A 20,941-nucleotide genomic window follows, 5' to 3' on the forward strand; every position below is an offset into this window, starting at 1 on the left:
CACTCCTCATCGTTACGTCAACCGGACAACAGGCGGATGACTCGGCGGGCGACCTTGCGAGGGCGGGCCAGGCGGCGGGAGAGGCGGTATCCGAGGGTTCTTCTGTAGGCGGTGGCCCTGCGCTGCGTCCTGCGCAGGCGGGACTTCGACCTGACCAGCTCGCGTTCGCGGTAGGTCAGCTTGGTCTCCAGGCGGGCGATCCTGGCCAGGGCGGCGGTGAGCTGGTCGGCCAGACGGTCGCGGGCGCCGAGCAGGTCACGGTAGGTGGGGGCCTGGTCGGCCGGCTCGGCGGGCTGACCGAGCTCGGCGTCGAACTTCCTGGCCCGGTCGAGGTCGTTCCGGTCGCAGGGCCGCCCGGCCATGCCGCACAGGGTCAGCGCGAGCTGGTCGGCCTCCAGCGGCCACGGCCACGGATGGTGGTGCCCGGCCGCCAGCAGCCTGACCGCGAACCGCCACAGGATCCGGCAGAGCACGACGCGCGGCTCGGGAGGCACGGACGGCGCCGCCGCGGGACTGATCGCGGCGAAGCGCGTGCCGTCGTGGACGAGGCTGTCGGTCGCGGCCACGACGGCGCCGCCGCCCTCCAGCCACTTGGCGAGGCGGGCGAGCAGGTCGCGTACGGTTTTGACGTCCTCGCGGGCGCAGGCCTCGACGAGGATCTCCTCGACGACCCGGCCGGTGGGGATCCGGCGCTCGTCGCCGTCGGGCAGCCGCCGGGTGGCCGTGCCGGTGAACTCGTACAGGGCCGAACCCTCCTCGATCAGGCCCAGCGGCAGGTCGCCCTCGACGCCGGGGGCGACCGGCGGGCGGGTGGCGACGGCGACCCAGAGCGGCGCCAGCTCCTCGCCCAGGCGGTGGCGGAACACCACGCGGGTCAGCCGCAACGGGTCGGCCACCAGCATCCGGTCACCGCCACGCGCGCTGAGCGGGAACGTGAGCGCGTCGGGCAGGTCGCCGGCCAGCGCCTCACTGGCCAGCAGCGCGCGCGGCGCCTGGCGTCCGGGGTAGGCCGCGTAGCGGCGCTGCACGAGCAGACCCGCGGACTCCAGGCCGCGGTCGACGGCCAGCGGCCCGCTGGGGTAGCCCGGGTCGAAACCGTGCGGCGCCCACTGGTCGTCGCCGCCCTCCCGGTCAGCGGGCCTGGCCTCGATGAACCGGTCGATGCCCAGGTCGTTGCGTACGCCGAGCACCAGCCGCCCGCCGGGCGCGACCAGCGCCGCCAGCGCGGCCACCGACTCCTTCCACCCGGCGGCCGGCGCCTCGGCGGAGTGCGTGCGCGCCAGCCCGTCGATCGCGAGAACCAGGTCGTACGGCTCGTCGGCGTCCAGCATCTCCAGCCGGCCGCAGAACACCTCCAGCCCCGGGTGCCGCGAGCCGAGCGCGCACGCGTCGGGGAAGGAGCGCACCAGCACCGCCGCCTCGGAAGCCAGCGCGACGACCTCGTCCACCAGCGCCTGCGGATGCGGCCCGACCAGCAGCACCCTGCCGCTCGCCGGGGTCATCCGCCTGACCAGCTCAAGTGCCGCGCCGCGCCAGTCCGTGATGCCGCCCGTGTCGGACAGGTCGGACCACAGCAGCATCTCCCCGCCGATCAGCCGGACGTTCTCGGGCGCCTCGCTCATGCGCGTGTTCATGACCTCGCTCCGTGCCCGGTCGCCGAGGATCCGCAGTGCACCCGCTTCCATCCGAACATTCGCCGTAGCTCCTCCGGTGTCGCCTGATAGTCGAAACCCAGCTCCTGCCTCGCCGTCTCCGCCGCCAGCCCGGGGTCGACGGTCGTGCCGTGCAGCTCGGGCCAGAGCCTCATGCGGCGCGCCGCGCCGCCGTATTCCGGCCGTTCGTCCTCGAACTGCATCGGATCGCCGTACACGGCCACTTCGCAGCCCACCGACGCGCCGTAGAACAGCGCGCTGCCGAGCCTGTTGGAGGCCACCCTGCGGTGGCGCCGCAACTGGCGCAGCTGCTTGCGCAGGAAATCACGCCCCTTCGTATCCCAGCGGGATCCGCGCTCGCCATGGCAGATGACCCGGAAACCTCTCGACTCGTACGCTCGCCGAATGTCCGGATTTGCGAACTCCAACCAGTAAAGGCAGACCGTGACCGGGTCGGTCTCGACATCTCGTATTTCGTCGGCAAGTCGACCGTGGTCACCACTGACGGAATGCTTCTCCCATCCATGAAAGGGATACCAGATCGTACCTTCACGATCGGGAACCACGCCCAAGTCCGGCTCGAGGTGAAGGAGGTAGATCCACGGCGCGCCGATCAGGTAGTGCCCCCTGCGGCCCATGGACCAGCCACGGCGGCGCAGCACGTCCGACCAGACGAAACGGGGATAGCCGGGGCTGCACCAGTGGTCGTTCGGGGGAAATCCGTGGAGATAGTTCCATCCGTGCTGGAGAAACCCCTGGATGCGCTTCGGCGCCTCGTCCGGCAGGCCGCAATATTGGCCGAGAATGCGGGAGTGCCCGTACCAGTGATTGGATTCGTCCATCATTTCCCCCGTACGGTTGGCGTGTCCCAGCCGACATTCCCAGCCCTCCGCACGGCCCACGCGTCGTTATACGCTTCCATTACCCACCACGGGGCCTTGGTTTCTCCTCACCTGTCGATCGCGGATACACTGGGTCGCGCCTTGAGGACAGAGAGTGAGTGATCATGAGTCATCTCGATCGCCTGCGGGCCACCTTCCGCATGGCGCTCAACCTGCCTGACGGCACCGACGTCGACGGGCTCGAATACCGTGCCATCCCGCAGTGGGACTCCTTGGCCCACATGGCGTTGGTCGCCGCGATGGAGGACGAGTTCTCCGTCATGATCGACACCGACGAGATGATCGACATGAGCTCGTTCGCGAAGGCGGCCGAGCTGCTGGAGAAGCATGGCGTCGGCGCTGCCGCCCGCTGAGGCCAGGGTCACCCTGGTCACGGGTTCGACGGCGGGCATCGGCCGGGCCATCGCGACCGCGCTGGCCGCCGCCGGTCACGACGTCGTGCTCCACGGCCGCGACGAGGAGCGGGCCGCGAAGGTCGCCGCCGACGTGGCCGCCGAGACCGGCGGCCTGACCGGCTCCGTCCACGGCGACGTGGCCGATCCCGGGCTCGTCTCGGCCATGATGCGGCGCATCTACCAGCGGCACGGCCGGCTCGACTCCCTGGTGATCAACGCGGGCGTGCACGCCGCGGGCCTGCTCGGCATGGTCCGCCACGACACCATCGGCCGCCTCTTCGAGGTCAACGCGATCGGCGCCACGCACACCCTGCAGGCCTCGCTCCGGCTGCTGCGCCGGGGCACCAGCCCCGCCGTGGTGCTCGTCTCCTCGATCATGGGCCGCGCGGGCGGCGCCGGCCAGGCCGTCTACTCCGCGACCAAGGCCTCGATCATCGGCCTCACCCTGGCCGCCGCCAAGGAGCTGGGGCCCGCCGGCATCCGCGTCAACGCCGTGGCGCCCGGCTACATCCAGACCGACATGCTCAGCACGCTCGACGAGCACACCCGCACGGCCACGGTCGCGGCGACCCCGCTCGGGCGCCTCGGCAGGCCGGCCGACGTCGCCCGCGCCACGGCGTTCCTGCTCTCCTCCGACGCCGGTTTCATCACCGGCCAGGTCCTCGGCGTGGACGGCGGGCTGGTGCTGTGAGCCAGGAGCCGCCGTTCCCCCATCCGGAGGCCCGGCTCGTCGTCGCGGGAGACGAGACAGCGCTCTCGGGCGGTGAGCTGGGTGACGACATCGACCGCGCCGCCGAGGCCCTGGCCCGGCTGCGGCCGGGGCCGCTGTTCTGCGGGATGCGCAACAACCTCGCGTCGGTGCTGCGCTATCTCGCCGCCTGGCGCTCCGGCCGGCCGATCGCGCTGCTCGACCCCGACCTGCCCGTCGGGGCGCTGGCCGACCTGACGGGCAGGTTCCAGCCGGCCGCGCTGCTCGGGTTCACCCACGCGGCCGACGGCTCGTCACCGCGCGTCCCGCGGGCGCCACGACCTCCGTCCCACCGCGACGCGGGTCACCCGCCCGAGCCGCATCCCGACCTGGCGGTCCTGCTCGCCACGTCCGGCTCGACCGGCAATCCCCGGCTCGTCCGCCTCTCGCGCCGGGCCGTGCTCGCCAACGCCGCCGCCATCGTCACGGCGCTGTCCATCGAGCCCGCCGAGATCGTGCCCACCAGCCTGCCGCTGCACTACAGCTACGGCCTGTCGGTGCTCAACAGCCACCTGATGGCGGGGGCCACCGTCGTGCTGACGGAGGCGGGGCTGCTGGAGCGCTCGTTCTGGACCCACCTCGACGCCCACCACTGCACGTCGCTGGCGGCCGTCCCCTACCAGTACGAGATGTTGCGCCGGCTGCGTTACGACCGGGCCGAGCACCCCGCGCTCGCCACGTTCACGCAGGCGGGCGGGCGCCTCAGCGAGGAGCTGGTCAAGGAGTTCGCCGCTCAGGCCGACCGGTTCTTCGTCATGTACGGGCAGACCGAGGCCACGGCCCGCATCGCCGTCCTGCCTCCTGACCGGCTCGCCGACAAGCCGGGCTCGGCCGGGCTCGCCATCCCCGGGGGCCGGCTGACCATCGACGCCGGGGAGGTCGTCTACCACGGTCCCAACGTCATGATGGGCTACGCGGAGACCGCCGCCGACCTGGCGAGGGGCGACGACCTCGGAGGGGTGCTGCGCACGGGCGACCTCGGCCGGCTCGACCCCGAGGGCTTCCTCCACATCACCGGGCGGCTCAAGCGCATCGCCAAGATCTTCGGCGTGCGGGTCAACCTCGACGACGTCGAACGCCTGCTGACCGCCTCCGGCCCGGCGGTGGCCACCAGCGGCGACGACCGGGTCACGGTGTGGACGGAAGGGCTCGACGCGGCGGGCTGCGCGGGGCTGGCCCGGCGGCTCGGCGCGGAGTTGCGCATGCACTGGAGCGGGTTCGACGTCCGCAGCGTCGACCGGCTTCCCCTCCTGGCGAACGGCAAGATCGACTACCGCGCGCTGGAGTCCCACGCATGACCTCGGGCGTGTTCACGCTGGGCGGGGCCGAGCGGGAGGCGGTGCTGGCGCCGGCGCTGGCGGCGCTGACCGAGCGGCACCGGCAGGCGTGCCCGCCCTACGACCGGATTCTCGACGCGATCGGCGCACGGCCTCCCTACGAGCGGGTGGCCGACCTGCCGTGGTTGCCGGTGCGGCTGTTCAAGACGCACGAGTTGCGCAGCGTACGCAAAGACCAGGTGTTCAGGGTGCTGACGTCCAGCGGCACGACCGGGCAGCGGCCGAGCCGGGTGTTCCTCGACCGCGAGGCGGCGGCCGCGCAGACCCGGATGCTGGCGGCGACGTTCAGGGGGGTGCTGGGCGAGCGGCGGCTGCCGATGCTGGTCGTCGACAGCCGCTCCGTGGTGCGTGACCCGGCGCTGAGCGCGCGCGGCGCCGGCGTGCTCGGGATGATGAACTTCGGCAGGGACCACACGTTCGTGCTCGACGAGCGGGGCCGGGTGGACGCGGAGGCGGTCAAGGGCTTCCTGGCGCGGCACGGCCGCGAACGGTTCCTGATCTTCGGGTTCACGTTCATGGTCTGGCTCCACCTGCGCGGTCTCGGCGCGGACCTGTCGCGGGGGGTGCTGATCCACTCGGGCGGCTGGAAGCGGCTGGCCGAGCAGGCGGTGGACAACGCCGGGTTCCGGCGGCGGCTGGCGGACGAGTGCGGGCTGAGCAGCGTGCACAACTTCTACGGGATGGTCGAGCAGATCGGCACCGTCTTCCTGGAGGGGCCCGACGGCGACGGGCTCTACTGCCCCGATTTCGCCGATGTCGTGATCCGCGACCCTCAGACGTGGCAGGAGGCGCCGCCCGGCGTGCCGGGGCTGATCGAGGTGGTCAGCACGCTGCCGACGTCCTATCCGGGGCACGTCCTGCTGACGGAGGACGTCGGCGTGGTACGCGGCGTCGACGACGGGTGCCTGCCGGGACGGCGGTTCGAGGTGCTCGGCCGGTTGCCGCGGGCCGAGGCGCGGGGTTGCAGCGACACGTTCGGGCAGGGCGGCTGATGCCGGGCCCGGAGGTGACGGTCAGGTTCCCCGCCGCCGCGCCACCCGTCGCGGGGGTGCCCGTCGAGGTGCTGCTCGGGCAGGTGCGCGGCCGGCTGGAGACGGGTGACGAGCGGGTCCGCGCGTTCCTCACCGCGTTCGGCAGGCGGCTGCTGCGGCCCGCACTGGCGCGCCGGCATCCTGAGCTCGGCTCGCTCGGCTTCTTCCTGCGGCCCAGCGAGCTGGCCCGCACGGTGGAAGGGCTGGCCGGCGAGCACCTACGCGTCCCGCGCGGCCTGGTCTTCCACGTCCCTCCCGCGAACGTCGACACCGTCTTCGTCTACTCGTGGGCGCTGTCGGCCCTGATGGGCAACCGCAACATCGTGCGCCTGTCGCCGCGCTCGGGCCCGGTGGCCGGGGTCATCCTCGACACGCTGCACGAGGCGCTGGCCGAGGCCGACCCGGTGATCGGCGCCACCCAGCGGATCGTCTCCTACGACCGCGACGACGCCGTGACCGCCGCGCTCTGCGCCGCCTGCGACCTGCGGGTGGTGTGGGGCGGCGACGCCACGGTGCAGGCACTGCGTCGGCACCCGCTCGCCCCGCACGCCCGTGACCTGGCCTTCCCCGACCGGTCGTCGTTCGCGGTGATCCGGGCGGCGGCGTGGTCGGGCGCGCCCGCGGCGGCGCGGGTCAGGGTGGCCGAGGGGTTCGTCAACGACGCCTACTGGTTCGACCAGGCGGCCTGCTCGTCCCCCAGGACCGTGTTCTGGGTGGGGGCGCCGAGCGACTGCGACGCGGCGCGGGCCGACTTCGCCGAGCACGTCGCGCGGGTGCTGGGCGAGCGCGGGTGGGGGGTCGATGCGGCGATGGCCGTGGAGAAGCGGGTCGCCGCCTACGGCCTGGCCGCCGACGGGGTGGCGGAGCGGGTGGAGTTCCGGGGCAACGTTCTGGCGGACGTGACGCTGGCCGAGGGCGCCGCGCCTCCCAGGCGGTGGCTGGGAGCGGGGACGTTCACGCACGCCAGGATCGGCGCGCTGGCGGAGCTGGCCGCGCTGGTCGAGCGGCGCGACCAGACGATGACGCATTTCGGGTTCGCCGGGGCCGAGCTGGACGAGTTGGCCAGAGGGCTGGCCGGGCGCGGGGTCGACCGGATGGTGCCCGTCGGCGGCGCGCTGAGCTTCCACCGGGTGTGGGACGGCGTCGACCTGCCCGCCGAGTTCACCCGACTGGTGACCGTGACCCGATGACGCTGGCGGCGCCCGAGAGCACGCACGTCCGCCCTCCTGGGTCGCCGGGACGCGGGTTCGGCCCGGGCTGGGCGCCCGCCCTGCTGGTGGGCGCGGGCACGGTGGCCGCGCTGGTGTGGTGCGGCGTTCCCGTCCGTGACCTGGCGGCCTTCGCGGCGTACGTCGGCGCCGGCGTGGCGCTGCCGGGGACGCTGCTGTGGCGGGCGCTGACCGGAGGCGGCCGGACGCCGGCGGAGGACCTCGCGGCCGGGCTGGCCCTGGGGTACGCGGTCGAGGTGCTGGCCTACATCCCGGCCCGGGCCGCGGGGCTGCCGCTGCTGGTGCTGGCTCCGCCCGTGGCCGTCGTGGGCACGTTCCTCTGCGTGCCGCGCCTGTGGCGGCACTGGCGTGGTGCGCCCGGCCGGGAGCGCGTGCCGGGGTGGTGCGCCTGGGCGCTCGCCGCGGTGGTCGGCTACCTGGTGGCGTGGTGCGTGATCTCGCTCTACCGCCACCCGGTCTCCAGCGCGTACGTCGACATGCCCTACCACCTGGCGCTGGTCGGCGAGGTCAAGCATCACGTGCCGCCCACGCTGCCGTCGGTGCTGGGCGAGCGGCTCTCCTACCACTGGTTCGTCTACGCCGACATGGCGGCGGCGAGCTGGGTCACCGGGATCGAGCCGGTGACGCTGGTCTACCGGCTGTCCACGCTGCCGATGATGGTGGCGATGGTCGTGCTGGTCGCGGTGCTCGGGCGCCGGCTCGGCGGGCGCTGGGGGGCGGGGATCGCGGCGGTGGGGGTCACGTACTTCCTGTTCAGCCCGGCGTTGCAGGAGGGCGTGAGCTTCACGTCGCGGTCGATGTTCACCGCCTGGGCGAGCCCCACGCAGACGTTGGGGGCGCTGCTGTTCGCGCCCGTGGTGCTGATGCTGGCCGGCGGGCGGCGGAGCTGGGTGGCACTCGCCGTGCTGCTGCTCGCGCTGACCGGGGCGAAGGCCACGTTCCTGCCGTTGCTGCTGGCGGGACTGCTGCTGGTGCTGGTCGTGCGCGGGGTGGTGGAGCGGCGGGTGCGCGCGGAGCAGGCGGCGGCCGCGGGGCTCACGCTGGGGTGCCTGCTGATCGCGCAGTTCGTGGTGTTCGGGCGCGGCGCCCAGGGCACGGCGGTCGCGCCGTTCGCCACGATGCGCTCGCTCTGGGGGTCGGTGGCGGGCGTCGGGATGCCGGAGCTGGCGTCCGTGCCTGCCTGGCCGCTGGTGGTGCTGACGGCGGTGCACCTGTTCTGCCTGGCGTGCGTGTGGGGTGGGGCGGCGGCGCTGGGGCGGCGGGCGCTGGAGCCGCCGATGTTGCTGGTGCTGGGCATCGGGGCGGCGGGCGTCGGCGCGGCCGTGGTGTTCGGGCATCCATCGTTGTCGCAGCTGTACTTCCTCGAAGGCGCGCGGCCCTACCTGTCGATCGCCGCCGTGTGCGGGGTGCTGGCGGCGCGGCGGGTGCCGTGGCCGATCGTGGCCTGCCTGGCGGGGATGGGTGCGGGGGCCGCCCTGCTGGCCTCGGCGCCCGGCGTCGCGGGCGATGTGCTGGCGGCGGTGGCGGTGCCGTACGCGGTGCTCGCGGCGGCGGCGTTGCCGCTGTGGCGGCGGGGGTTCGGGCTGGCGGTGGTGGCGCTGCTCACGGGGTACGCGCTGCCGGAGTCGGCACGCGACGTGGCCGCGCACGTCACCCCCGAGGAGGGCGAGCGCAGGCGGGAGATCCCCGAGGGGGCGATGGAGGCGGGCCGGTGGCTGCGCGACCATTCGTCGCCGGGCGACGTGGTGGCCACCGACCTGCACTGCCGCCCGGTCGCGGAGTCGCCGTGCGACAGCAGGCACTACTGGGTGGCCGGGTTCACGGAGCGGCGGGTGCTGGTGGAGGGGTGGGCGTACGCCGAGAGCACGCTGTCGCGGACCCCGCTGTTCAGGGCGTCCTACCTCGACGTGCCGTTCGCCGATCCGGCGCGGCTGGCGGCGAACGACGCGGTGTTCCAGCGGCCGACGGCGGAGAACGTGCGGCAGCTCGCCCAGAAATATGGCGTCAGATGGCTTTTCACCGACAAAAATCGGAAACTGGAGAGATTCGCCCAGCTGCGTTTCCGGAACGAGAGTTCCTCGGTCTACCAGCTTTTCTGAAGGTAAAGATAATCCCCTTTCATGGAACGATGACGAGAAACCGCGCCCGTCCTGCTCGACATCCCCCGCACCATTTTCGTGGAGCCACGGCCACGAGCTAACAGATGGGGATCCTATGAACACGCGTGCCGCCCTGGAGCCGCGCCCCCGCCTCGCCGATGACGCCGCCAACCGGCTGGCGTGGGTGGACATCGTCATCCCCGTGCTCAACGAGGAGCGCGCCCTGCCGGGCTGCGTACGCACGCTGGCCAGGTTCCTCGACGAACGTTTCCCGCTTCCGTGGCGCATCACGATCGTCGACAACGGCAGCACCGACGGCACCTGGGGGGTCGCCACCGCGCTGGCCGGGGAGTTCGACCTGGTGCACGCCCGCCGGCTCGACATCAGGGGCAGGGGCGCGGCGCTGCGGGCGGCCTGGCGCGACAGCCCCGCCGACATCGTGGCGTACATGGACGTCGACCTGTCCACCGATCTCGACGCCCTGTTCCCGCTGGTGGCGTCGGTGGCCAGCGGGCATTCGGAGATCGCCATCGGCACCCGGCTGGCGCACAGCGCGCGCACCCGCCGCTCGCTGCGCCGCGAGGTCGTGTCACGCGCCTACAACGCCCTGCTCAGGTACGGTTTCGGCGTCCGGTTCAGCGACGCCCAGTGCGGTTTCAAGGCGGCCAGGGCCGACGTGGTCAGGCCGTTGATGGACAAGGTCGAGGACGACGCGTGGTTCTTCGACACCGAGCTGCTGCTGCTGGCCGAGCACAACGGGCTGCGCGTGCACGAGGTGCCGGTCGACTGGATCGAGGACACCGATTCGCGCGTGCGCGTGGTGAAGACCGCGCTCGACGATCTGAAGGGGCTGGCCAGGGTCGCCTGGTCGATGTCGACGGGCCGGGCCTCGGTCGCGGTGCGGCGGTCGGAGCCGAGGCCCACGCATCCGGACGCGGTGGTCACCCGGCCGCGGGCGGTGACGCTGGCGAAATTCCTGTCGTTCGCGGCGATAGGCGTCTTCTCCGTCGTCCTGTACACCCTCATTTATCTCCCGCTGCGCGATATATGGTCACCGGCCATGACGAATCTCGGCGCGCTCGTCCTCACGGGGATCATCAACATCGAGGCCAACCGCCGATGGACCTTCAGGAAACGCACCACCGTACATTTCCGAGCATTTCTGCTCTTCCTCGCGAACTATGCCCTCACCACCGTGGCCGTGCTCAAGGTGCCCCCGGGCTCCGGGCCGCTGGCCGAAGTGGGCGTGGTCGTCGCCACGTACTGCCTGCTCACCCTGATCCGCTTCACGGCCCTGGACCGCTGGGTCTTCCCGAGGAAATGATCGATGGAGACGACTGAGATCCGCCGCCTGATCGAGCTCGAGGACACCCACTGGTGGTATCGCGAGCGCAGGGCCATCCTCCGCCGGCAGCTGCGCGAGCTCGGCCCGCAGCCCACCCCGTTGAGGCGGGCGCTGGACATCGGCGCCGCCGGCGGTGGCAACACCCGGGTGCTGGTCGAGGCCGGCTGGCACGCCACCGCCACCGACTGCAGCGAGGCGGCGGTCGAACTGGCCAGGGAGCGCGGGCTCAGGGCGGTGCACGCCGACGCCAGGGCGCTGCCGTTCGCGTCGGGCAGCATGGGGCTGGTGACCGCGTTCGACGTGCTCGAGCACATCCGCGAGGACCACCTGGTCACCGAGGAGATCGCCAGGGTGCTGGCGCCCGGCGGGCACGCGCTGATCGCGGTGCCGAGCGACATGGCGCTGTGGTCGGCCCACGACCACGCCGTCGGCCACGTACGGCGTTATGGCCGCGAGTCGCTGATCAGCGTGGTCCGCCGCGCGGGGCTGACCGTCGACCGGGTCTGGAGCTGGAACGTGCTGCTGCGCCCGCTCGTGCTGCGGCACCGGCGCCGGTCCGCGGGCAGCGACCTGAAGAGGACGCCGTTCCTCGTCAACGCCGGCCTGTCGGCGGTCGTCCGCGCCGAGAGGTATCTGCCGGTCGGCTCGCGCAAGGGCGTCTCGCTGTTCCTGCGTGCCCGGCTGGTATGAGGACGGTGCCCGGAAAGTGATGTGCGGGCGGCACTTCCGGTCGCGGCGATGGCTCTAGGCTGTCTTCTGTGGTGATCCAAGCCGTGCTCGCGGCCTCGCTGGCCCTGACCTCCACGACCTCGCTCCCGGCCCAGGCGGCCGTCGACTGCAAGCGGGTCAAGTGCCTGGCGCTGACGTTCGACGACGGGCCGGGCACGACCACGCCGGCCGTGCTCAAGACGCTCAGGAAGGCAGGCGCGAAGGCCACCTTCTTCCTGGTGGGCAGGCAGGTGGAGAAACGCCCGAAGCTCGCCAGGCAGATGCTGGCGCAGGGGCACGCGATCGGCAACCACACCTACGCCCACGCCTCGCTGCCGTCCTACGACGACGACAGGATCCTCGACGAGCTCAAGCTCACCCAGCAGGTGATCGAGAAGGCCACGGGGCACCGGCCTTCGATGTTCCGCCCGCCCTACGGGCACACCGACGAGCGGGTGCTGGGCCTGGCCGCGCAGACGGACCTCGCGCAGGTGTTATGGACGGGCACGACGCTCGACTGGAAACTGCGTGACCCGAAGAAGATCAAGGCGGCCGTGCTCCGGCTGGCCAAGCGCGACGGCGTGCTGCTGATGCACGACGTGGTCCCGGCGACGGCGAAGGCCATGCCGGGCATCGTCAAGGAGCTCAAGAAGCGGGGCTACCACCTGGTCACCGTGCCCACGCTGCTGCGGGGCAAGAGGCCGGTCGCCGGGGAGAGCTACCCCTAGCCGGCCTGGCGGGCGTCATGACGCTCGTGGGAGGCGGCGACGCAGGCGCTGTGCCGGCGTGACCAATTCATGAGCGTCAGCATGGCCTCATAGAGCTCCAGCGCCATGGGCGTGGCGTGGTGGATAAGCTGCTCCGGCGGGGCTGGTCAATCGGCTCGGTGTCACAGACGGGCGGCGGTGCAGCTGAGGACGTCTGACCCTCGATCGACCCGGGCCGGTCGTTCTGGTCCGCTCTGTCACACGGTTTTGGCATACTGCCGCCGCATGATGATCAGTCTCTCTCAGATCAACGCCTTGGCGCACGAACGGCTTCCCACCTATCTCGCGGACCGATACTGCTCGCTGTTGGAACCGTCAGGCCAGATTCTTTCGGCTGCCCAGCCCGGAGACGAACAGGTCGGCTTCCTGGGCGGCGAACCTCGGCTTCCGGAAACCCTCGCGTGGCCGGTGTGGGAAGGTCACGGTCCGCTGTCCTTCGTTGCCGCACTCGACTGCGGCCCGTTGTCGGCCACCAAGACCGGGCTGGCCCTGCCCGTGGGCGGCACACTGATGTTCTTCTACTTCGACGGGCAGGCCGACGACTACCAGAGCTGGGTTCACCCATCACAACCCGAGTCCCGGCCCGGCTCCCGGATCCTGTACATCCCTGCGGGAACACCCGTGCGCCCATGCCGGACACCGAGCCGGCTGAAGCCCTACAAGCAGGTGCCGCTACGCGCCGATCCTGCCGTTACTCTGCCGCTGATCGAGGGCTTCGAGATGTACGAACCACTTGGCATTGCCCCCGAGACGCTGCGCAGTGACCCGATGTACGCCGAGTTCAACGACGCCGTGCGCAACCTATGTGTTGCCTACAAGCATCAAATGGGTGGTCCGCCCAGCAATGTCCAGGGCGAGGTCGAGTACGAGGTCGCCGACTTCCCGCCGGATTGGGACATCGACGACCATACCCCCGACAACCCTCATGAGGACGACATTATCGCCGAGGTGTCCCGGTGGAAGCTTCTCGCTCAGTTCGCCAGCGACGACGACGCCGGCATGATGTGGGGCGATGGGGGCGTCCTCTACTGGCTGACCACCGCCGAGGACCTCGCTGCCCGGCGTTTCGACCAAGCCCGTTTCACCTGGCAGTCTCACTGAGCTCCGCCGGTCTGGGGTATCGGGCGGCGCTCCTCGGCTCGACCGTGTTGTCGGCGTTCGCCCTGATGGCCGCGCTGGCGCTGCTGCCCCGTCGTGAGAAGCCGGTGCGAGAGGACCTTCCGGTCACCGTGTGAATTGCTCACTGTGTGAAGAATGTGGCTAAAGTGCCATGTGCACGTCAGCGATCGGGGGAACGCCGCGTTGCCGGATTGACCGTACCCGCGCCCCTGATCGCGAAGCCACGCGACAGGAGCCACCATGGGCTACCCGCCAGGCGGGCAACAGCCGCCACCACCCGGACACCATCAGCCGCCGCCGCATTACCAGCAGCAGCAGCCGTGGCCTGGCCCGCGGCAGGCCCCTCCCGGCGCTCCGTACCACCGCCCGCCCGCCGCCCCGCCGCGCGGGCGCGGGCCGGTCCGGATCGTCTTCGGCGTGCTGATCGCCGGCTTCGGGGTGCTGTGCACGCTCGCCGGCGGCGGGGTCATCGCCCACGCCTTCTCCAACAGCAACCAGGAGATCTACAACCAGGAGTACACGAAGAACCTGTGGCGCAACCTGCCGGCGGAGACGCTGTTCCCCCCGGCGATCGGCATGCGAGACCCGGATCGGCGCGACAAGGCGGGGGGCGGCTGGACGCGGGCCGCGATCTCGCCCGAGACCTCCTGCGGCAAGGCGCTGGCAGGCGGGCTCGCCGAGGAGGCGAAGAAGCGGGGTTGCCAGGCGGCCCTGCGCGCCACCTACGTCGACGGCACGGGAGGGACGGCGGCCACCGTCGCCATCGTCGTGTTCCCGGCGGACGACTCCGGCAACGACCTGGACGCCATCCTGTACGAGGCGCAGCGCGAGGAGCGTGACTACGGCGTCCGGGCCCTGCCGGCGAAGGGCGTCAAGTGGACGGACGGCGCGCGGGCAGGAAGCGGCGCCGACTCGGCCGCGACGCTGTTCGTCGCGGTGACCTCGGGGCCGGCCGACGGACGTCGCGCCGGCAAGCTCCCGCCGCCGTGGGGCAATCGCGAGAGCGAACAGCGCATCGACCGCTCCCCCTGGGGCGAGATCGCCACGGGCCTGGCCGAGAGCACCACCGCCCACCTGAGGGACCAGATCCAGGAGGCGAGACCGTGATCCGCAGGACGACCGTCGCAGCCCTCCTCACCGTCCCGCTGCTCCTCTCGGCGGCCGTTCCCGCTCGCGCCGCCGCGCCGGCCGGCTGGGAGCTCAACGCCATGGACGTCCCGGAGGCCCACCGGACCAGCCAGGGCGAGGACGTCACGGTCGCGGTGCTCGACACCGGCGTGGTGACCGGCCATCCGGCGTTCAGAGGACGGGTCACCTCGGGGCCCGACTTCATCCGCTACGGCGCCAGGAAGGGGGACCCGCACTGGGGCGAGCACGGCACCGCGATGGCCTCCAACGTGCTGTCCGTCGCCCCCAAGGCCCGCGTGTTGTCCCTGCGGGTCATCCTCGACCACGAGGACCCCGGCAGGGACCGCATCGAGGAGGAGTGGGAGAACTGGCGCAAAGGCGGCACCTTCAGCAAGGAGGTCCTGGCGATGCAGAAGGGGATGTCCAAAGCCATCCGCTATGCGGTCGATCAGGGCGCCAAGGTCATCTCGATGTCCCTGGGCACCGACGAATGGGGAGGTTTCCGCGACTACCTCGACGACGTCGCCGCAGCCGTCGACTACGCCAACGGCAAGGGCGTCACCGTGCTCGCCTCCGCGGGCAACGGCGGCTCCACGGACCGTCTCGCCACCGACGCCAACAACGTGGTGTCCTACCCCGCCGCGTACGCCGGTGTGCTCGGCGTGGCCGCCGTCAGCCCGCAGGGGCGGCGCGCGGAGTTCTCCCAGGTGCACACGTACACCACGATCGCCGCGCCGGGCGTGGACGTCCGCAGCGCCACCAACACCGGCGGATACCGGATGGTCAAGGGCACCTCGCCGGCGTGCGCGCTGGCGGCGGGCGCGGTGGCGCTCATGTTGTCGCGCAATCCCGACCTGAGCCCGCGGCAGGTGCGCGACATCCTCGTCCGCACCGCTACGAAGCCCCCGAACGGCTACACCCTGTTCCTCGGCCACGGGATGGTCAACGCGGACCGCGCGGTGCGGGCGGCGGCCACGACCAAGGGCGCCGAGCCGAAGGCGGCGGCGTACGAGGGGGAGAAACATTTCGGCGACGGGCCGGTCGACTCGCCCATCACCCACCCCCCGATCGACCAGAGTTACCTGGTCATCGGAGGCGTGGGGATAGGAATCGGGCTCCTGTGCTTCGCCGGCACGTTCTTCCTGGTACGGCGGCGGCGCGCCTGACCCTTGCGCTAGTCGCCGGGGCAGAGCACGGCCTCGGCCGCCTTCTTGACCAGCGGGTCGATGGCTGGATCGGTGTGGTCGGCGCCCATCGTGACGGACACGACGAACTGCACCCTGCCGTCCCGTGAGTTGTAGGTGAGTGCAGTGAAACCGCTCGAGCCGCCCTTCGTGGTCCCGTACTCGCCGCACATCTGCGAATCGGCGGGGTTCTGCGACGGGGCCTCGGACGCCTTCGGCTCGGGAGCGGGGCGACCGGCGTTGAGTGCCTCCTTCTCCTGCTTGGTGAGGATCTTGTCCCTGGCGAAGGCGCGGTGGAAGGCGCTGAGGTCGTCGGTGGTGGAGATGACACCACCTGCGGCGTAGCCGTAGCTCATGTTGAGGCGGTCGACGTCGCGGAGCTTGCCGTGCTTGTCGGGGTGGTAACCGTGCCCGTGCGGGCCCTTGATGCCGCCGGGCCACTTGGTGGGCAGGTAGGTGTCGTCCATGTGGAGGGGATCGAAGATACGCCGCTCGAACTCCCGGGACACGGAGTGGTCGGTGAGGTCCTCGATGATCAGCCCGAGGAGCATGTAGTTGGTGTTGGAGTAGGAGAACTTCTCCCCCGGCTCCTGCGACCGCTCCACGGTGCGCGACTTCTTCACCAGCTCCAGCGGCGGGTAGTAGGTGTCGAAGTCGAAGGCGTCGACGAGCTCCGGTGTGTACCAGTTGGGGATGCCGGAGGTGTGGTGGATCATCTGCTCCACGGTGATTTCGCCGGCCCGCTCCACCAGGTCCTTCTCGACGACGACCGGCAGCAGGTCGCCGAGCTTGTCGTCCAGCGACAGCTTGCCCTCGGAGACCAGCTTCATGATGACGATCTGGGTCATCAGCTTGGTCTGCGACCCGATCCTGAAGCGGGCGCCCGCGGGGATCCTGCCGCCCTTGTCGTTCAGCAGGCGGGTGCCGGCCGAGCCCTTGCCGGTCTTTTTGCCGTCGACGTAGACCGCGCCGATCGCGCCTACGATCTTCGAGCTCTTCGCCAGTTCCGACAGGGCCTTCTGCACGTCGCCCAGCCGGGGCCGGTCCGCGGCGGCCGTGGCGGCGGGCGCGGCGACGCCCAACGCCAGCATCGCGCAGGCCAACCCGGCCAGGCCGGTCACTGTCGCACGATTCACGATATTTCCTTTCAATGGGTCCCCGTCAGCGTCACTGCGCGGGGCAGAGCAGCGATTCGGCGGCTTCCTGCACCTTCTCCGGCAGGTCACCGGTGCTGGTGTTGGGAACCTTCAGGGTGAGGGTCACGCCGAGTTGCAGGCGCCCGTCCTGCGTGGTGAAGAGATAGGCCAAGGATCCGGGGCCCGACCCGAGGGCCGAGATGCCGATGCACGTGCCGGGCTGTTCCTTCGGGGGCCGCTTGCCGGCCTGATACCGCCAGAAGGCGGTGAGGTCCTTCGCGGTGGAGACGACGCCGCCCGCCGCCCACCCGTTGGTGGCGTTCTGCCGGTCGGCGTCGCGCAACCTGCCCTTGTCGTCGGGGTAGTACCCGTGCCCGTGCGGACCCTTGATGCGCTGCGTGGGCTTGGTGGGCAGGTAGGTGCTGGTCATGCCCAGCGGCTCCCACAGCCTCTTGGCGAAGGCCTTGCCCAGGCTGTCACCGGTCTCCTTCTCGATGATCAGGCCGAGCAGGACGTAGCCGGTGCTGGAGTAGGAGAACTTCTCGCCCGGGTCCTGCTCGCGCTCCAGCCCTCGCGAGACCTTCAGCAGATCCATCGGTGAGTGGTAGGTGAGGTCGAAGAGGTCGAGCTTCCCGCCGTAGTCAGGGACGCCGGAGGTGTGCTTGAGCAGGTGGTCCACGGTGATCTCGCCGGCCCGCTCCACCAGGTCCTTCTCGACGACGACCGGGAGCAGGTCACCGAGCTTGTCGTCCAGGGAGAGCCTGCCCTCCTCGACCAGCTGCGCGATCACGGCGGAGGTCATGCCCTTCGTGTGCGACCAGCCCCGGAAGCGGGAGTCGGAGGGAATCTTGCCGCCCTTGCCGCCGATCAGGCGGGAGCCGGCCGAGCCGTGGCCGACGCGCCTGCCGTCGTAGAACGCCTCGCTGATGACGCCCACCACGCCGGCGTCCTTGGCGAGCTCGTCCATGGCCCGTTGCACGTCCCCGTTCCCGGGCAGGGCGGCGGCCGTCGCGGGAGCGGGGTGGGCCAGCAGCGCGGCACATACCAGGGCGGCCGTCGTACGTTTCACGGTGTCTCCTCCAGATCAACCGGCCTGAGCGGTGAGAATTCGCCGGGGGCACACGACTGCCGGGGCCGGGGTCGAGCCCGGCCCCGGCAGGCGCACCAGCTCCCCTCGCCGTCCTTTATGGCCGAGTGGATGTTTCCTCCTCGTTTCCCGTGAGGGGTGCCCCGGCGTTCTGTAGTCCGCATCTAGAGTTCGGCTAGCCTTGCTCCCCGTGAGCGAGGACAGGAAGCCCAACAAGAAGGCGCAGAAGTCCGCCGAGACCCGGCGCCGGATCCTGGCGGCCGCCGGGGAGCTGTTCGTGGCACAGGGCTACGGCGCGACCATGCTGCAGCAGATCGCCGACAAGGCGGGCGTGGCGGTGCAGACCATCTATTTCGTGTTCGGCAACAAACGCCGCCTGCTCAAGGAACTCGTCGACGTCACGATCGCGGGCGACGATCGTCCCGTGGCGACCCTCGACCGGCCGTGGTTCCGCGACGCGCTGGACGCCGCCACCGCTCAGGAGCACCTGCGGCTTTACGTGGCGGGCACCCGGGCGGTGCTGGAGCGGGTGGCCCCGATGACCAAGGTGCTGCAGATCGCCGTGGCCACCGACCCGGAGATCGCCGACATGTGGCCCGACGAGCGGGATCCGCGCTACACGGTGACACGGACCGCCGCGGACAGCCTGATGGCCAAGCCGGGGGCACGCCCCGAGGTGTCCCACGCCGCCGACCTGCTGTACGGCGTGCTCAGCCCGGAGCTCTACCTGGTGTTCACCCGTGACCGGGGCTGGACGCCCGAGCGGTTCGAGCGCTGGGCCCACGACACTCTGCGTTCCCAGCTCTGCACGAGCTGACCAGGCGTGCCGTTGGGCCGCCACCGTCGCCTCACGTACGAGATGATCACGAGGCGGCGCAGAGCGTGTCGCCCAGTTGGGAACGTTGGTAGAAGACCTCGCGACCGGTGCGCCGCCTGGTGATCAGGCCGCTGTCGGTCAACACCTTCAGATGCTGGCTGACCGCCCCTGGCGCCATCGACAGACGCCGGGCGAGGATGCTCGTCGTGGCCGCGTCGCTGAGCGTGGTGAGGATGCGCGCACGGGTGCGGCCGATGAGCGCGGTGAGCGCGTCGGTGGTGGGGACGGTTCCGTGCGACCAGACCGTACCGACGCCCGGCACGGGATAGACCAGGTTCGGCTGGTAGGGCTCCGCCATGACGATGGTGTCCGGCCAGTGGAACACGCTCGGGATGAGGATCATGCCGTCGCCGCCGAGCGGCCCCCTGCGTTGCCAGGCCCGGGTCTGCACACGCAGGCGGCCGTCGTTCCAGGCGATGTTCGGGTGCAGGTCGTTGAACATCGCGCCGGCGCCGTCGCGGGCGAGCTGGCGGGAGCGGCGCAGCAGCTCGGCCTCGAACAGCCCGCGGATCTGCGGCCAGTACCGCTCCATCGCCGTGTCCCAGTACAGGCGCAGCTCGGCGGTCGCGCGGGCGAGGCCGGCGGCGGGATCGGCGAGGAACTCCCGCACGATGGGGGTGCCGGCGGCGGGAACCCTGGCGGCCTCCGCGACCGCTTCGTCCGGGTCGGCCGCGGCGATGAGGTCCAGTTCCGCGGCGATGTCGGGCAGCGGGCTCGTCGGGGGCGGCGTCAGGAAGTCGGCGAAGTACGGCCCGAGCGGGACCAGCGCGAACAGCAGCCCCAGGTTCAGCCCGGCGAGACGGGGGCGTACGGCGCGGACCCACGGCCAGTGCAGCGCGTGCCTACCTGGGTCCTGCAGCAGGCGCAGGCTCGCGATGGCCTCCGACGCCGGCGAGAAGGCGAACCTCAGCCGCGCGAGATCGGTCGAGGCGAAGTCGAACTCGGCATATGAGGATTCAGCCACGGATTAAACATTTCAGAGATTCGCGCCGGTGGCCAACGATGAGCGCCATGGCAGTCCTCACCGTTGAGCCGCGGTCGTTGCCGCGCCCGTTCTGGATGCTCTGGCTCGGCACGGTCGTCAACCGCACCGGCGCGATCGTGCAGCCGTTCCTGGCGGTCTACCTGGTCCAGGCACGGGGTTTCACCGCGGCGCAGGCCGGCGCCGTCATGGCGGCTTTCGGCGTCGGGTCGCTGCTGTCGCACGTGGTGGCCGGATGGCTGGCCGACCGGTTCGGCCGCCGGCTGACGCTCACCGGCGGCATGCTGGCCACCTCGGCGGCGATGGTGGTCCTCGGCACGTCGAGCGGGTTCACCGCCGTGACGGTGATCGCGTTCCTCCTGGGGCTCACCATCGAGTCCTACCGGCCGGCCTCGCAGGCCATGGTCGCCGACCTCGTGCCGCCGGCCTTGCGTGCGAGGGCCTTCGGGCTGCTCTTCTGGGGCGTGAACCTGGGCTACTCGGTGGCGATGGTCGGCGGTGGGTGGCTCGCCGATCAGGGCCCGCAGGCGATGTTCGCGGTGAACGCGGCCGTGGCGGCAGTCTTCGCCGCGGTGGTGTGGCGGGCGGTGCCCGAGTCGCGACCGGCCGGCGGCTCACTCGGCGGGATGCGGCTGCGGGTGGTCCTGCGCGACCGGCTGATGCTGGCGGTCTGCGCGGTCACGGCGGGCTACGGGGTGATGTACGGCCAGGCGTACACCACGCTGCCGCTGGCCATGGCCGGGCAGGGGGTCGACCGGACGCACTTCGGGCTGGCCATGGCGCTCAACGGCGTACTGATCATCGTCGTCCAGCCACTGACCGGGGCCTGGGTGGCGCGGCGGGATCCGGCGCGCGTGCTCGCGGCGGGAACGGCCATCGTGGCTGCGGGTTTCGCGCTCACGGCGTTCGTGGACGACGCGGGCGGGCTCGCGCTGACGGTGGCCGTCTGGACGGCGGGAGAGATCCTCGTCGCGGGCACCGTTCCGACGATCGTGGCGGCGCTGGCCCCGCGCGAGGTGCAGGGCACCTATGCCGGCGTGTCCGGGATGAGCTGGTCGGCCGGCGCGGCCCTCGCGCCGGTGATCGGCACCGCGCTGCTCCCGCTGGGGGCGGCCGTTCTGTGGGCCGGCGTCGGCGTCATCGGCGCCGTCTCGGCCGCGGGGGCGCTGCTCCTCAGCAGACCCGTACATCAACGAAATGACTAGGAGATATGAC

General features: G+C 71.4%; 19 protein-coding genes. 14 read left to right on the forward strand and 5 right to left on the reverse strand.

Annotation, left to right across the window (positions count from 1 at the left end):
* Nucleotides 1-17: 17 nt before the first annotated feature.
* Together ABGA98_RS03470 and ABGA98_RS03475 are read right to left on the reverse strand one after the other, a co-directional pair.
* On the reverse strand, nucleotides 18-1,634 hold the full coding sequence (locus ABGA98_RS03470; protein ID WP_347616695.1) for a hypothetical protein: 1,617 nt from the start codon (nucleotides 1,632-1,634) through the stop codon (nucleotides 18-20).
* Nucleotides 1,631-2,494: a hypothetical protein gene (locus ABGA98_RS03475; RefSeq protein ID WP_347616696.1), complete on the reverse strand. Its 864-nt coding sequence runs from the start codon at nucleotides 2,492-2,494 to the stop codon at nucleotides 1,631-1,633. The genes ABGA98_RS03470 and ABGA98_RS03475 overlap by 4 nt, the downstream gene beginning before the upstream one ends.
* Before the next feature lie 164 nt (nucleotides 2,495-2,658).
* On the opposite strand from ABGA98_RS03475, the gene ABGA98_RS03480 reads away from it, so the two are divergent.
* The 12 genes from ABGA98_RS03480 (at nucleotide 2,659) to ABGA98_RS03535 (ending at nucleotide 15,626) form a co-directional block, all read left to right on the forward strand.
* A complete protein-coding gene (locus ABGA98_RS03480; RefSeq protein WP_347616697.1) occupies nucleotides 2,659-2,907 on the forward strand; it encodes an acyl carrier protein in 249 nt (82 codons plus the stop codon).
* Nucleotides 2,882-3,640, forward strand: coding sequence for an SDR family oxidoreductase (locus ABGA98_RS03485; protein WP_347616698.1), 759 nt, complete (start codon nucleotides 2,882-2,884; stop codon nucleotides 3,638-3,640). Before ABGA98_RS03480 ends, ABGA98_RS03485 begins: the two co-directional genes overlap by 26 nt.
* Nucleotides 3,637-4,995 (forward strand): AMP-binding protein, encoded by a 1,359-nt coding sequence (locus ABGA98_RS03490; protein ID WP_347616699.1) that lies wholly within the window; start codon nucleotides 3,637-3,639, stop codon nucleotides 4,993-4,995. Before ABGA98_RS03485 ends, ABGA98_RS03490 begins: the two co-directional genes overlap by 4 nt.
* A complete protein-coding gene (locus ABGA98_RS03495; protein ID WP_347616700.1) occupies nucleotides 4,992-6,026 on the forward strand; it encodes an acyl-protein synthetase in 1,035 nt (344 codons plus the stop codon). The genes ABGA98_RS03490 and ABGA98_RS03495 overlap by 4 nt, the downstream gene beginning before the upstream one ends.
* Complete coding sequence (locus tag ABGA98_RS03500) at nucleotides 6,026-7,255, forward strand: acyl-CoA reductase (RefSeq protein ID WP_347616701.1); 1,230 nt, start codon at nucleotides 6,026-6,028, stop codon at nucleotides 7,253-7,255. Before ABGA98_RS03495 ends, ABGA98_RS03500 begins: the two co-directional genes overlap by 1 nt.
* A complete protein-coding gene (locus ABGA98_RS03505; protein ID WP_347616702.1) occupies nucleotides 7,252-9,393 on the forward strand; it encodes a hypothetical protein in 2,142 nt (713 codons plus the stop codon). Before ABGA98_RS03500 ends, ABGA98_RS03505 begins: the two co-directional genes overlap by 4 nt.
* 115 nt (nucleotides 9,394-9,508) lie before the next feature.
* Nucleotides 9,509-10,717 (forward strand): glycosyltransferase, encoded by a 1,209-nt coding sequence (locus tag ABGA98_RS03510; protein WP_347616703.1) that lies wholly within the window; start codon nucleotides 9,509-9,511, stop codon nucleotides 10,715-10,717.
* A gap of 3 nt (nucleotides 10,718-10,720) precedes the next feature.
* Nucleotides 10,721-11,428 carry a class I SAM-dependent methyltransferase gene (locus ABGA98_RS03515; protein WP_347616704.1) on the forward strand — a complete coding sequence of 236 codons (708 nt, stop codon included), beginning with the start codon at nucleotides 10,721-10,723 and terminating at the stop codon, nucleotides 11,426-11,428.
* 68 nt (nucleotides 11,429-11,496) lie between these two features.
* The gene (locus ABGA98_RS03520) at nucleotides 11,497-12,174 is read left to right on the forward strand and encodes a polysaccharide deacetylase family protein (RefSeq protein ID WP_347616705.1); all 678 of its coding nucleotides are present in this window, start codon (nucleotides 11,497-11,499) and stop codon (nucleotides 12,172-12,174) included.
* A gap of 264 nt (nucleotides 12,175-12,438) precedes the next feature.
* Nucleotides 12,439-13,314 (forward strand): YwqG family protein, encoded by an 876-nt coding sequence (locus ABGA98_RS03525; RefSeq protein ID WP_347616706.1) that lies wholly within the window; start codon nucleotides 12,439-12,441, stop codon nucleotides 13,312-13,314.
* Nucleotides 13,315-13,572: 258 nt separating this feature from the next.
* Entirely contained in the window at nucleotides 13,573-14,439 is an 867-nt protein-coding gene (locus ABGA98_RS03530; RefSeq protein WP_347616707.1) for a hypothetical protein, read from the forward strand.
* Nucleotides 14,436-15,626, forward strand: coding sequence for a S8 family serine peptidase (locus ABGA98_RS03535; protein WP_347616708.1), 1,191 nt, complete (start codon nucleotides 14,436-14,438; stop codon nucleotides 15,624-15,626). Before ABGA98_RS03530 ends, ABGA98_RS03535 begins: the two co-directional genes overlap by 4 nt.
* Nucleotides 15,627-15,634: 8 nt before the next feature.
* On the opposite strand, the gene ABGA98_RS03540 is transcribed toward ABGA98_RS03535, so the two are convergent.
* Nucleotides 15,635-16,780, reverse strand: a complete 1,146-nt coding sequence (locus ABGA98_RS03540; protein WP_347616709.1) for a serine hydrolase domain-containing protein — start codon at nucleotides 16,778-16,780, stop codon at nucleotides 15,635-15,637.
* 31 nt (nucleotides 16,781-16,811) lie between these two features.
* Nucleotides 16,812-17,849 carry a serine hydrolase domain-containing protein gene (locus ABGA98_RS03545; protein ID WP_347616710.1) on the reverse strand — a complete coding sequence of 346 codons (1,038 nt, stop codon included), beginning with the start codon at nucleotides 17,847-17,849 and terminating at the stop codon, nucleotides 16,812-16,814.
* Between the two features lie 208 nt (nucleotides 17,850-18,057).
* Here ABGA98_RS03545 and ABGA98_RS03550 point away from each other — a divergent pair, with 208 nt between their 5' ends.
* Entirely contained in the window at nucleotides 18,058-18,684 is a 627-nt protein-coding gene (locus ABGA98_RS03550) for a helix-turn-helix domain-containing protein (RefSeq protein ID WP_347616711.1), read from the forward strand.
* 46 nt (nucleotides 18,685-18,730) lie between these two features.
* Here the strand turns inward: ABGA98_RS03550 and ABGA98_RS03555 are convergent, their stop codons facing one another.
* Nucleotides 18,731-19,708 (reverse strand): DUF5937 family protein, encoded by a 978-nt coding sequence (locus tag ABGA98_RS03555; protein WP_347616712.1) that lies wholly within the window; start codon nucleotides 19,706-19,708, stop codon nucleotides 18,731-18,733.
* Nucleotides 19,709-19,755: 47 nt separating this feature from the next.
* Here ABGA98_RS03555 and ABGA98_RS03560 point away from each other — a divergent pair, with 47 nt between their 5' ends.
* The gene (locus tag ABGA98_RS03560) at nucleotides 19,756-20,931 is read left to right on the forward strand and encodes an MFS transporter (RefSeq protein ID WP_347616713.1); all 1,176 of its coding nucleotides are present in this window, start codon (nucleotides 19,756-19,758) and stop codon (nucleotides 20,929-20,931) included.
* The last annotated feature ends 10 nt before the right edge of the window (nucleotides 20,932-20,941 follow it).

Source organism: Nonomuraea sp. B1E8, from assembly GCF_039871515.1.
In the GTDB taxonomy this organism is placed as follows: domain Bacteria; phylum Actinomycetota; class Actinomycetes; order Streptosporangiales; family Streptosporangiaceae; genus Nonomuraea.